Genomic DNA, 12,698 nt, shown 5'->3' on the forward strand with positions numbered 1-12,698 from the left:
CGACTACCTCTGGAACGAAATTGACCGACCCCTCGAACGCTTCAGGCCAATCCGGGCTAACCGCTTCAATCCAAACAACTTCAAATTCCCTTAGCGTGTATTAATGTAGAAATGCCCACGGAGCCCCATCTACGATCTCGACTGGGACGAGGATTCCAGGCTCGACGAATGGCGCGGTGTGCTGCGGCAGGCTCAAGACTTGCCGGCGGTGCTGCAGGCGATCGTCGCCCTCGATGCCTGGAACGAACTGTCCGTGCTTCAGCACGCGCCCTGGCTTGGCCGGCTGTTGTGCGCCTCGATCCTGCGCCAGGCCAGGATCACCACCGGTGCCCATCTCGTCGCCATCAATCTCGGTCTCAAGACCATTCCCGTCGATCAGCGCCGGCATCGTGATCGGCAGACCCGGTTGCTCGCCATCGCCCACGGTTTCATCGCGGCCGCCGAGATGGGGCTGAAGGAGCACGATCGTTTGGCGCTGGCGCGAAAAATGATGGAGCGGAAGCTGGACGGACGCCGGACCTCTTCAAAGCTGCCGGAGCTGGTCGAGTTGGTGATGGCAAAACCATTGGTGTCGGCCGGGATGGTGGCGAAGACGCTGGACGTCACGCCGCAGGCGGCGCGGCGGATTGTTTTGGAGTTGGGCTTGAGAGAGATGACGGGGAGGGGGAGGTTTCGGGCGTGGGGTTCTTTGTAAACTTTGCCAGGGCGCGTCAACACCATTCGGTCGCCGTCTATGTCGGTAAATCAACATCAAGCCAACGCGCATATGCCCGGATGTCAATCATAGGAACCGTGGCTTTTTCCTGCAGTCGAGCAATCAGCTCAAAGAGGAATGCAGTTGCTGGCTTTCGCATAGGGGTGAGCATGTCGACCCCTTCCAGATCGCGAGCGAAGATGCCGTGCGCTGCCACGCAGCCTAGATCGAGCCGGTCAGCTTCGCTGCCGTCAGTCAGCGCACTGGTGAGCGCTACGCCAAGTCCGGGTGACCAGTCGCTCTCCAGCGTCAACAAACCTCCGATAATATTCTGCAGCGGCTTGGCTGGGTACGTGCCACCCGCATGAGGAATAGGAAGGCTCGTGCGATGCAGAGATCGAACACTCGCAACTTTCTTGCGGGCATATGCGACTTGTTCTGCATTGATAGATTGCTTGGCCTCAAAGACCGCATACACGCTCTCCGCAGGAATGACGGTTTGCCCCTGAAAAGAGAAGATAAAGGGCGAATATTGGCGATCGAAGACGACGACGTCGATCTGGTCGCTGAATGCTCCGGTGCTGTCGACGACATGGGCAGATGCTGCCTGATAACGCATGGGCAGATAAGTTTGCATCATCTCAAGCCAGACAGCTTCACTGGCGTCGCCCTTCGTTCCGGGATGGCCGAAAGCCTTTCGGGCACGCCCTAGTCGCTCCTGAATGTCGTCATGCAGCTCTGAAAGGAGCGTTTGGATAGACCAGGTGCTCATCGGATAACCTCTATTGCTACGACCTCATCGCGAAAAGCAGGCGTCGGCTGCATCGCCTTTGCGATCTGCAGTGCGCGTGCTCCTTCAACCGGCTTGTGCGGGTAAGCATCAAGCGCGATTGTCGGCAGGAGGCGTTGGGTTAGGTCTGAAAACGTAAAACCGGGAGCATCTCCCGTTGCCCCAGTCGCCGACACCAGCATCTGCAACTGGCTTGCGGTGATTCCAAGCGGGCCGAGACGAAGCGAAAGGATGTGCTGTCGCTGCTCGTTGCTCGGACGAGCAAACGCTAATATGTCCGCAGCTCGGCGACGTACCGCAGGATCGAGGGCATTGAGGCGGTTCGTACACATGATCACCGCTGCAGGAAGCCGAAGGTTCGCAAGGCGGTCGATACCCCGGATGAATGCGTTGACGCCAGCGCGATCCTCATGGTGCATCTGCGAAGATTCCCGTGACTGTGCAAGGGCGTCGGCTTCGTCGACTAGAAGGATGATGCCGCCTTTGGCTTTTCGATCTCCCCTGAGCTTGCTTGCCGCCTGAACCGTGTGCTCGAATGCCGCGGAAAGCAGCTGTGTCATTTCACCGACGCGGCCCTGGCCGCGTGTGGCCAGACTGAGTGGGAACAAGGTGATCTCAATGTCTTCCTGGCGCGCTACCGCGTCTCCGATCGTCTCGGCGAGCTCGGTTTTGCCCGACCCCACGTCCCCTGCGAGGACAACAAGTGGCGGGCGACGTAAGATGACATCGAGCAAGGCTCGCGCTTCAGCTGCATGAAAACGGGAAGCCCACTTTTCGAGCCCCTGCGGATTGACCATGAGACCAAGGATTTTGGCCAAGCGAGATTTTTGGTCATCGAGACCGACTAGTCGCGCGAGCCGCTCCTGAGGCTCGAAATCAGGATAAGTTTGACGTCGCTCAAAAAGCTCGTCCAGTCCGGGCATGTTTTGCATCAGTAGCTCCTTACGCATGAGCGATCGAGTGCCCGACCGCCAGCAGAATAGGTGTGATCGGAGGCGAGATATCCATTTACCGGCGGCTCAGTTCCGGTGGAGCGCTGAAAGGGAAGCGAGCTTTTAAAGGTATCGCGATCCCCTTGAGGCAGAGCAAAAAACGCGTCGGTGTAATTCATGAAGCTGGTGAATGAGGCGTTTGATACATCTTTCCCGGGGCGAATCTTGCCGGGATCATCATCATTCGCCATTCCGTTGGCGAGATCGCGCGCGGTGTACTTCAGCGTTGGTTCAATCCATGAACCGTCGCGCTTGAAACCATAGGTGACGGACGACAGATAGCCCGCCTTCATCATGGCGACGGCTTCAGCCTCATAGTCGGCAATGGTCTGGTCAGTTGGCTCACCGTAGAGGCGTTGAATGCGTTTTAGGTCCGTCGCGATCTTAGCCGCCATATGACGCGCATGAGTAACGGTGAATGTCGCAGTTTCTGTGTAACTATAGCTGGACATCACCGCCCTCAAAACTGAAACGTGGAACCAAAGACCTTCTGCCAGTAGCCGATGGTCAGTTGCTTGGTAGGAGCCGCTAACGCGGCATCGATTGCATCGCCTGCGTCCAGTGCGGCATCCACGATGTCTTCCATGTTGCCGCTGGTATAGAGTCGCGAAACGTTATTTCGTGCGTTCACGGGATCGATAATCCGCATAGGTTCGGAAAATGAACCGATGGTAGAGAGCGGATAGTAGTCGGAAAAGGCGATCCGATCTTTAAGGCCGCTCGTCGCGATATAGGTGAAGAAGTGCTGCAGCGCTTCGGGATAGTCGGACAAATCGAGACCGTCATCGCAAAGCTTGGCCAGGATCAGCTCGATCATGAACGACTTGAAACGGAAACCATCGCGCTCTTGTTTTTGGCGGCGAGCCCAGAATTTGACGAGTCTGACGACCTGAGCAAAATGCTTCTCCTGAGCTTTCTTGCGCTTACCTGCGAATTCGAGGTGAAGGGGAATACTGGTCTTAAGGAATGATCCGTCATCTTGGCTCACAAGGTTTCCAAACCACTGTGCATCTCCATCATAAAGAATAGGCACAACATCGACGTCTAACCCTGACCCTCTAAAGGAGACGGTTACGGAGTAGGTCTGGGGGGTCACCTGGTCGGCCGTGAAGTTCGGGAATGCTTTGCGCAACCGCTCCGCAAGATATGTGAGCAAGGTGCTGACCGATTGCGGCGCATCGGCGCCGCTGATATAACAAGCCACGTCGATGTCATTCAGCGATCGCAGAGCGGTACCCTTCGCCAAGCTTCCTGAGAGCATTATCTTCCGAAGAGTAAAATCGGGATGTTCGTCGAGATAGGATTCGAGTTTTTCGCGCAGCCGCCGCGCTTGTGCTCGATACTCTTGCGCTTTGTCCTGAGGGAGATTTACACGCTCCTCTGCGAAGCTGAGTATCTCTCTGTGACCCACATGTTCAAGGCTCATATCCATCTCCACCAGCGGCGTATGCTTGGCTTACACGCCAGGCAACAGTAGCAGGCTGTCGACCATACTAATAGAAACTATATACGTATAAAAAATGTTCCCGTCAATAAAATATATGTGTTTTGAATGAGGGAACCGTAGATGATGGAGCGCTGTCTCGATCGCTAAATGGAGCACGGGCTTCTTAGCCGTTGCACTCAATGACGAGCCGCTCTGGCTGAGCAGTGGGCGCCCGGAATGAATAGCGCGTCCTGGTTTGAACGAGCGTTACGCATGCGGAAGGCCATTGTGACGATCTTCTCAGTTCGCGTTCGTCTTGGGTGAAGGATTGACCGGGATAACCGTCGCACTCGTCATCAGAACGATCAGGCCTTTTTCGGCGCCTGTCATGTCGAGATAGGCCCGGACCTGAGCACGATAATGATCGAGCATCTGCGGGTCGGGGTTCACGTCGCTCTTCCAGTCCACAACCACCAACGGTCGGCCATCAGGATCGATCGTCAGTGCATCAGCAATGCCGGCGGTCGCGATTAGATCGGCATCTTCATGTTGAAGGGTATAGACCGGGAATTCAGCGAGCAGCGCAGGCCGCAGTGCAGCGATCGCAGGCAGGGCCAGTGTCCGTGTGACACAGAGCGCAAGTTCGTCAACGGACAGCCCGTGCGACGGATCAGCGGATGGAGTCTTGCCGAGCGCACCGATGAAAGCTTCGGCTCGCGCGCGGAGCGCCCCAGTAGCTTCGTCGCTTTCTCCGGTCAGCACCTCTTCCATGAGCTTGTGCAGGATGAGGCCACGTTCGCGCCCGCCCTGGATCAGTGATGAAGTTTCGAGGTCGGGCGCCGGACCATCCTCCGGGCCGACCCAGACATCCGGTTCCTCTGACTGAAGCACTGGACTGACTGTGTTCTCGTCGCGGCTCGGCGCAAGCCAGGTCAGGCGAATCTGTCGGCTGGCGATCGCGCTGGCCTCGGCGGCGAAATGCTCGCGCGTCTGATCATTGCCTTCATCGCTGCTTGTCGCGATCGAATCGAGCGGCAGATGCGAAGCGTCGAGGGCCGGAAGGGCGGCGAGCGACAGATCGACCAGACCGATCCAGGCCGACTTGGAGGGCGTCACATCGAGCCGCGGCAACACCAGCAGCTCCCGAGCCCGCGTAGCTGCGACATACCAAAGCCTGACTCGCTCGCGATCCAGCTCATCCTTCTCGGCCTGACGGACCGTGTCGTAGCCGGATGGCGGAACACCGAGGATGGGGCAGTAGAAGGTGTCGGTCAGGCGATCGATCACGGCGCTGTCGGGCGCCATCACACCGGTCATGGTGTTGATGGGAATAACGACGGGCCATTCGAGGCCCTTCGCCGCGTGCATGGTGTAGAGGGCGACGGCTTCCTCCTGCGCATCGGGGCGGCCTTCGACCGCGCGGGCCTCCTCTGTCCAGGCAGCGGTCATGGCTTCCGAGAAGGCCCGCAGGCCGCGCACGGCAAAGCTGGTCGAGAGACTGAGGTAAAGATCGACATTGGCGAGCGCGCGCTCGGCCTGACCTCGATGACGGTCGAAGAGAATCGGTCGGACTCGAAAGACGTCCACCGCCTGCGAAAGAAGGTCGTGCGGCGTCGTGCTGTTGCCGCGCCGTTGGAGCGCCTGCAACCGCTCGATAACATCGTGGGCCAGCGGATGGTTGATCGTCGCAGGATCGACGCTGAGGTCTAACCGCGGAATTCGGTCAGGCTCCTCCGCGGATCGCGGAAGCGTCCAGACGATGTCGAGCAATTCTTCTTCGCTGAGGCCTACCAGCGGGCCACGCAGCAGCGCCCCGAGCGCCAGCGTGTCGCGGCGGTCGGCGAGTGTCCGCGTCAATGCGATGAGATCCTGCACTTCCTGGCGGCGGAACAGTCCCTTGCCGGCTTGGGTCGCGACCGGGATACCGCGTCGCTCGAGGGCTTCCTCATACCGCCAGAGCTCCGCGCCGGTTGGGGCGAGCAGAGCGATGTCGCCGGGCTCGCAAGCGCGGTCCTCGCCGGTCTTGCGGTCGATGACGGGATGGCTGCCGATCATCCGGGCACAGAGTTCGGCCACTGCGTCGGCCTCAGCATCGCGTTGCTGCTCGGCGCTGGCCTTGCCGTTCTCATCGGCCACCGCGATGTCCAGCGCGGCGACGCAGAGGCTATCATCGCGATCGTCGTGGAAAGGATCGAGCGCGGTAAAGCCGGGCTGACCATCGGCCGACAGGATGGTCTCAAACCTTTCGTTTACGAAGGTGAGGATCGAAGCGCGGGAGCGGAAATTGGTTGAGATCGACACAAGGCCATCCGCGTCCTGCACCGAAAAGGCCGTGCGGGCCTGGACATAGGCGCCGACATCCGCGCCACGGAAGCGATAGATCGCCTGTTTGGGGTCGCCGACGAGAAAAAGGGCGCCGGGGCGAATCCGGAAGCTGGTCCAGTCCTGCGGATCGTCGCCCGGATCTCCGCACAGGCGCCAGAAGATTTCCGCCTGGAGCGGGTCAGTGTCCTGGAACTCATCGACGAGTACCCGCGCGTAGCGCTGTCCGAGCGCTTGCCGCACGGCCCCATGATCGCGCAGCAGGTCGCGCGCGGCGTGGATGAGATCGTCGAAATCGAGCTGGGCGCTGGCGCGCTTGTGTTCGCGGTAGCGCTGCAGGATCGGCCGGGCTTCTTCGATCAACGCCGACAGTACCAGAGTGGAGGCCGCCTCAAGCAGCGCGGTCCACGCGGTGCAGCAGGCCTCGTACAGCGTATCGGCCGCATCGTTCAGCCTGTCGCCGTCCGCCTTGGAAAGGCCTGCCTGCTTGGCGGCGGCGGCCCATTTGCCTTTTTTACGATAGGAGGAGAAGCCGCCCGATTTTGTGCATAGATCGGGATGCGGACGGGAGACCAGCAATCCGACCAGGCCTGAGGGCGTGACGGCGTCTGCAGCGGATGGCAGAGCCGTCGCCATTTCGGACAGGCGCGCGGCAATAGTTTCTGTTTCCGGCTCGTGAACGCCCGCCGTTTGCATGAATGCCAGGAGGTGGGCGGCAGCCTGCCTAAACGTTTGGAGCTGGTCAGCGAGCGGCGTCACCGCCGGCGCCACAAGACTTCTGCGGCGGCGGAGAGCTTCGGCGATCTTGTGCATCAGCGCTACGGTTTCGCCTGGGCTGTGCAGCACCATCTCAGCCAGGATGCCGCCTTGGCCGCCGGACAGGCGCTCGCGAAGCCAGCCATCGACGATTTCGAGGAAGGCGAGATCGGCCTGATTCCGATCCATGACGGAGGCGCCGGGATCGATATCCGCTTCCGCCGGGTAGGGCTTGATCAGCCGCTGGCAGAAGCCGTGGATCGTCGAGCAGGTGATCTCATCGATGGCGGCACTGGCCGAGACCAGATTGTCGCGCTGTGCCGGCGAGAGGCCGTCGGGCATGGCGATGCGCAGCTCGGGTGCGATATGGCCTGCAGCCAGATCGGCGACGAAATCCCGGACGCGCGTAAGGAGTTCACTCGCCGCCAGTTCGGTGAAGGTGACTGCCGCGATCGCGCTCGGCGCGATGCCCTGCGCCAACATGATGGCAATGCGTCCAGCCATGACTGCGGTTTTTCCTGACCCCGCGCCGGCTTCGACCAAGATGGAGCGGTCATGACGGCTGATCGCGTCGTGGCGGGCTCCATCGTCCTTGAGGATCTTAACACTGCTCATCATTCGGCATCCCAGACCTGAGCGACATCGCCGAGTCGCTCGGTCGCGGCGGGTTGCTTACGTTTGCAGTAAGTGGCGCCAGCGTTTGCCGGCAGGGCGAAGGCGAGATCGTCATAGCTGCCGCCGGTATCCGGACCTGGCAGCGCAGCGCCGCTCGCGAACGTCACTCGCGCCGCCCGCAGAAAACCCGAAATGTCGGCCAAAACGGCCTCCGGGTCGTCGAGCTGGAGATCCAGCGGTTCACGCGGGTAGAGCAATGAGGCGCTGATCGCGATGTGGTCGCCCAACAGCGCCTTGACCGCGAAAGCATAAAGGCAGCGCTGAAGCTCTCGCCCGCCGTTCAGGCGGATATCGCCCTTGGGTGGCTTGCCGGTCTTGTAGTCGCGCACGAGTGCCCGGCTGCCGTCCCCGGCAATGTCAAGCCGGTCGATGTAGCCTGCGATGCGAAATCCGGTGTCCGGGATGGTCACCGGCGCACTGGCATCCCAGGGAAGTGCCGCCTCCGACTTCGGCTCGGATCCGCCAAACGGGACTTCCCCATAGGATCGGCTGCCCGGCTGATGATCGTCGCCATAGGCGAGCGCCTGCCCAGCAAGAACTCGGGCATCGCCGAGCGTGCGGCCCCAGATAACAGCGGGGGGAACGGGGCGCTCGCTTTCCCATTCGGCTGACACAGCATCGGCGGCCTCGGCCACGGCAGCCTCGATGGCCGATATATCGGCCGCCGCCAAGCCGCCGGTCACTTCGAGGATTCGCAAAGCGCGGTCCAGCACGAGATGGATAAGGTCGCCGGCTTGCAGCGCGTCGAGCACAAGGGGTTCGGTGCTGTTTTGCGGTGCCTTCCAGCCGAGAGCATAGCGCCAGAGGAAACCGAGCGGACTGCGCAGCAGCATCTTGAGAGAGCTCGCCGACTGGGTTCGGTCGAGGATCGCGAGAATGAGGGGATGATCGGGCCGGACCAAGCCGTCATGGGATGTCACCTCGGCGAGGCGCCAGTTCCGCCAGCACGCGCGCGCACTCAATGCTCGCGGATCGCCGGCGAATTCCTGCGGCCGCGCCATCAGCCGGTCGGTTTCGCTGAAGGCATGCGCGGGAACGGCGTTGCGGCGCAGATAGGTTTCGTCGCCATAGGCGGCGAGCAGTGGGCTTCGTCCAAGCAATCGACCGTCGCTGTCGCGCCGGGCGCGGGAGAGGACGACGTCGCCGCTGGTGGTGGCGAGGATCGTCTCGAAATCGCGGCGATCGGCAAGATTCACGGGAAGCGGGTCGAGCTCTGCGGTGGGAATGATGTGATCGGGGATCAACCGGTCCTCGGCGATGCCGCGCGGCCAGCGTGAGGAGTTGAGACCGATCAGCCGAACGAAACGCCGGGGCGATGCGGCCAGCGCGCTGGCCGGCATCCAGGCTATGGAGACGCAGGCCTCCAGACCATCATCCTGTTTCAGCGCCTCGATCGTGCTGTCGATCGATGCGGCGGGACCTGCCAGCAACGCTTTGCGCCAGATCGACAGGGCGCGGCTCTTTAGGAAGGCTTCGCCGATTTCCTGCGCGGCGTCTGGTCCCTTTCCCAGTAGTTGGACTGCAGCGCGCAGCGCGGGAACGTGGTCCAAGCCATCGGACCAGTCATTCGGCTTGAGACGCGCCAACAGGCGGTTCCAGGCAGAAGGTGTGGACAGGGGCGCATCGCTAGGCAGTACGCGCAGCCAGCCTTCGGGAAGGGACGCTAAGGGGGAGGAATCCCGACACAGGGCCGCGAGACGTCGCAGACGCGATTGTGAAAGCCCGCGCGCGACGATGTCTGCGAGCGCTGCGGCCGCCTGTCCCTCGCGCGTGCTGACGGCCCGGACGCCGTGAACGAAATGCAGGTCAATATTGGTGTCGGCGCGTAGAGCGAGGAAGTGATCGTCGTAATCGGCCGGCGATGCCGTGGCGATGGCGATCTCGGTGGCTGAGACGCCCGAGGCGAGCAACGACCGCGCCCAGCGCATGGCCTCGATGGCTTCGTGATAGGCGGTCGCGGCGCTGGCGGAATGAACTGCCGGTCGCTCGGCTTCGCCCTGCACGACCGACACTCCGTCCCCACCTAACCAGGCTGGTACAGAGCGAGGACCAACCGTCCACTGTACGACGATGCGCGTGGCGAGCGCCTTCAAAAGGGGTCGCCAGCATGGAGACAGCTCTGTGAGGCCGACGATCTCCATCCCGCCGAGAACGGCGGGCGCATGGGCGATACGGCTGGTAGCAGCCGCGACGATATCGACCGGGCGCATCATCCCGCCCGGAAGTTCGGCGAGGACAGCGGCTTCCAAGCGAGCGATGGCTTCAAGTCTGGGATGGTCGCACGAGCGGGCGGCGAGATCGATACCGGCGCGCCACGCCTTGTGCAGCGTATCGGCCGCAGCACCGATCATTCCCGGTAGCATCTTAATGTTTTCCAGCTCGCCCATCGGCGTCGCAGGTAGAACCGTTTGGATAGCTGCGCGCAGGCTCTCCTCGTCGATAGGGCGGGCGAAGCCGCCGGCGAGTCGCACAGCGGCCTGCTCGAAAGACATGATCTGGAGACCATGATGACCGCTGCGAGCAGCCGTGAGGCGGGCTTCCCGCCTCGCAAGGCGACCGTGGACAACAAGAGTGGATCGACTTACAGCGGCCATGTTCGCTTCCCCTTCCGGATTACTTCTTGTTCGGGCGCTGGGTCAGCGCCGATGCCGCCGCGGTCTTGGCCGCCTTGCTGCTTTTCGGATCCCGCAGGACCTTGCCCGCCGCGCTCGCCGCCTTCTTGCTCGTAACCTCGCCTTTCGAACCGCGCTTTGGCATTGCCTTCCCTCACGAATTTCGCGCCGCCACCATTGACGCGCGCTGTCGATGGGAATAATAATTACACGGATCGCGTCGATATGTCCATATAGTTTCTATTCGTATCGGCGAACAAAATTGGAGTGACGATGTCGGAAGGCGTAGCGGTGTTGAAGTGGGGCGTTGAGCGCCGACTCGAGTTCATCGAGTTTCGGTTGTTCTGGGAAGGCGGGGTCAATCGCTCCGACATCATCCAGATGTTTGACGTGTCCGTGCCACAGGCGTCTAAGGATTTGACGCTCTATCAGGAGCGTGCGCCGCAGAACGCGATCTATGACAAAAGTGCCAAGCGTTATGTCGCTAGCCCGCAGTTTTCGCCGCTTTTCCTAAAGCCCGATCCCGACGGCTACCTTTCCCGCTTGCGGTCGCTGGCCGAGGGCATGGCTGATCCCGGCGAATCCTGGATTGCCCATCCGCCCGAGACCGACATTGCCCTGACGCCGCACCGCGAGGTGGATTCATGTGTGCTGAAAGCGATTCTCAGCGCCATCCGCGAGAACCGCTCGATTGAAGTCCACTATCAATCGATGAGCAGCAGTCGCACCGATCCGACGTGGCGCCGAATGACACCACATGCCTTCGGCTATGATGGTTTCCGTTGGCATGCTCGCGCCTATTGCCACATCGACGACAAGTTCAAGGACTTTTTGCTGCCTCGCATTCTCGGCGTGCGCGATATGGACGTTCCCGGCCCGGGCGGTGATCAAGACGCTTTATGGAAAAAGACTTTCGACATTGAGATTGGACCTCATCCGCGTCTGACTACGAGTCAGCGTGCTGTTGTGGCCAAAGACTACGGAATGACGAACGAGCGCGCCGTTCTGACGGTCCGCTATGCGATGCTGTTTTATGTACTCAAGCGCTTGGGGCTCTTGGGAGATGCGAGCCAGCAAAATCCGCGTACTCAGCATATTGTAGCGCTGAATGCCCATGAGACTGAGCGCGCGCTAAGGCGCGCCGAATTCGACTTTGGGGAAGTCGACCAAGCTCCAAAAGTCGGCGGGAGCGCTTGATGGAGGGAGTGGGGCAGCGATCATATCTAATGTCTTTCGGGACGGGCGGGCTGTTCATAAACGAGAGTGCCGCTGTCGCTCGGTTGCATGCGGCCGATGAAAGCTGGGATGCAACGGCTGCGAAGGCCAGGCTAAGCGGCGCGTTTCCGGTGCGAAAGGCGAGCTCTGCGCAGCGTTCAATTCGTGAGATCGTCAACCGGCTCAAACACCTTTCAACCGATGAGTTAGCGCTCTTTATCGAAGGAGAGCGAAGCGAGCAGGCGGCGCTGCTGTGGCTTGCTAGCTGCCGCGCTTACCGCTTCATCGGCGAATTCGCGGTGGAGGTGCTGAACGAGCGGTTTCTCTTGCTCCGCACCGATCTCACCTACGACGACTTCGATATCTTCATGGCAGCCAAGGCAGAATGGTCACCGAAGCTAGCGGACTTGTCGGACACGACCAGAACCAAGCTTCGCGCCGTTCTCTTTCGTCTCATGCGGGAGGCTGAGATCCTATCGCCGGATCACCAGATCCGTGGGGCACTGCTATCGCCGCGTGTGTTGGCCGCGATACAGACCGGTTATCCCGACGAACTTCGGTTCTTCCCGGGCGCGGAACGGCAGTTGGGGGGGAATTGACGATGTTGCGAGTGGGAAAGGCCGTTGATCCAAAGAGCCGATTTGATCACCTGCTTAAGGTGATCGCCAGTCAGCGTTTTCTGAAGAAGCAGGGACTGGGCAATGAAGTGCCATTCTTCATCTGCCCCTATCCGGCGGATGAGGCTTTCGCCATGGAGGGGATGCGCGCAAGCCTCGTCAATCAATTGGAAACTCGAGGGGTACGGGCGTTCGAGATCAATTTGTACGATCTCAGCGTCGCGCTGCTGCGAGAACGGGGTATCTGGGACGAGATTCTTGCCGCCGAAGCAACCATCAGCAAGGACGAACTCAAGGAACTCCTTCAGGGGGTGCTCGATCCTGAGACTCACTTGGTTCCTGAAATCGGCGCGCGACTTTCGCGCCAGGAATTCGACGTGCTGTTCCTGTCGGGGGTAGGTGAAGTTTATCCCTTCATTCGATCGCACAACGTGCTGAATAATCTTCAGAGCACGGCAAAAGAAAAGCCGACAGTGATGTTCTTTCCGGGGACCTATACCCACGGCCTCGCCACGGGCGCGTCACTCGACCTGTTTGGCATTCTACATGACGATAAATATTACCGTGCGTTCAATATAATGCACTACGAAGTCTGAGGG

The 12,698-nt window shown here is 60.6% G+C and carries 10 protein-coding genes and 1 pseudogene; 4 read left to right on the plus strand and 7 right to left on the minus strand.

Going from position 1 to position 12,698, the window contains the following annotated elements:
- Positions 1-127 precede the first annotated feature (127 nt).
- Positions 128-694: pseudogene (locus DYZ14_RS19025) on the plus strand (RHE_PE00001 family protein); the annotation flags it as partial.
- A gap of 37 nt (positions 695-731) precedes the next feature.
- Here the strand turns inward: DYZ14_RS19025 and DYZ14_RS19030 are convergent.
- The 7 genes from DYZ14_RS19030 to DYZ14_RS24165 form a co-directional block, all read right to left on the minus strand.
- Positions 732-1,466, minus strand: coding sequence for a DUF6602 domain-containing protein (locus DYZ14_RS19030; RefSeq protein WP_154722150.1), 735 nt, complete (start codon positions 1,464-1,466; stop codon positions 732-734).
- A complete protein-coding gene (locus DYZ14_RS19035; RefSeq protein ID WP_154722151.1) occupies positions 1,463-2,416 on the minus strand; it encodes an AAA family ATPase in 954 nt (317 codons plus the stop codon). Before DYZ14_RS19035 ends, DYZ14_RS19030 begins: the two co-directional genes overlap by 4 nt.
- A complete protein-coding gene (locus tag DYZ14_RS19040) occupies positions 2,416-2,928 on the minus strand; it encodes an HORMA-1 domain-containing protein (protein ID WP_195950028.1) in 513 nt (170 codons plus the stop codon). The genes DYZ14_RS19035 and DYZ14_RS19040 overlap by 1 nt, the downstream gene beginning before the upstream one ends.
- 8 nt (positions 2,929-2,936) lie before the next feature.
- Entirely contained in the window at positions 2,937-3,902 is a 966-nt protein-coding gene (locus DYZ14_RS19045) for a CBASS oligonucleotide cyclase (protein WP_154722153.1), read from the minus strand.
- 300 nt (positions 3,903-4,202) lie between these two features.
- The gene (locus tag DYZ14_RS19050) at positions 4,203-7,598 is read right to left on the minus strand and encodes a UvrD-helicase domain-containing protein (RefSeq protein ID WP_154722154.1); all 3,396 of its coding nucleotides are present in this window, start codon (positions 7,596-7,598) and stop codon (positions 4,203-4,205) included.
- Positions 7,595-10,249 carry a PD-(D/E)XK nuclease family protein gene (locus tag DYZ14_RS19055; protein ID WP_154722155.1) on the minus strand — a complete coding sequence of 885 codons (2,655 nt, stop codon included), beginning with the start codon at positions 10,247-10,249 and terminating at the stop codon, positions 7,595-7,597. Before DYZ14_RS19055 ends, DYZ14_RS19050 begins: the two co-directional genes overlap by 4 nt.
- 19 nt (positions 10,250-10,268) lie before the next feature.
- Complete coding sequence (locus tag DYZ14_RS24165) at positions 10,269-10,412, minus strand: hypothetical protein (RefSeq protein ID WP_195950030.1); 144 nt, start codon at positions 10,410-10,412, stop codon at positions 10,269-10,271.
- A gap of 128 nt (positions 10,413-10,540) precedes the next feature.
- Here DYZ14_RS24165 and DYZ14_RS19060 point away from each other — a divergent pair, with 128 nt between their 5' ends.
- From DYZ14_RS19060 to DYZ14_RS19070, 3 genes are read left to right on the plus strand one after another with little or no spacing between them, the layout of a single operon-like run.
- Positions 10,541-11,464 (plus strand): helix-turn-helix transcriptional regulator, encoded by a 924-nt coding sequence (locus DYZ14_RS19060; RefSeq protein ID WP_195950032.1) that lies wholly within the window; start codon positions 10,541-10,543, stop codon positions 11,462-11,464.
- On the plus strand, positions 11,464-12,081 hold the full coding sequence (locus DYZ14_RS19065) for a DUF1819 family protein (protein ID WP_154722156.1): 618 nt from the start codon (positions 11,464-11,466) through the stop codon (positions 12,079-12,081). The genes DYZ14_RS19060 and DYZ14_RS19065 overlap by 1 nt, the downstream gene beginning before the upstream one ends.
- Before the next feature lie 2 nt (positions 12,082-12,083).
- A complete protein-coding gene (locus DYZ14_RS19070; protein WP_154722157.1) occupies positions 12,084-12,695 on the plus strand; it encodes a DUF1788 domain-containing protein in 612 nt (203 codons plus the stop codon).
- The last annotated feature ends 3 nt before the right edge of the window (positions 12,696-12,698 follow it).

Origin of the sequence: Ciceribacter sp. T2.26MG-112.2, assembly GCF_900492205.1 — a bacterium.
Taxonomy (GTDB): Bacteria; Pseudomonadota; Alphaproteobacteria; order Rhizobiales; family Rhizobiaceae; genus Allorhizobium; species Allorhizobium naphthalenivorans_A.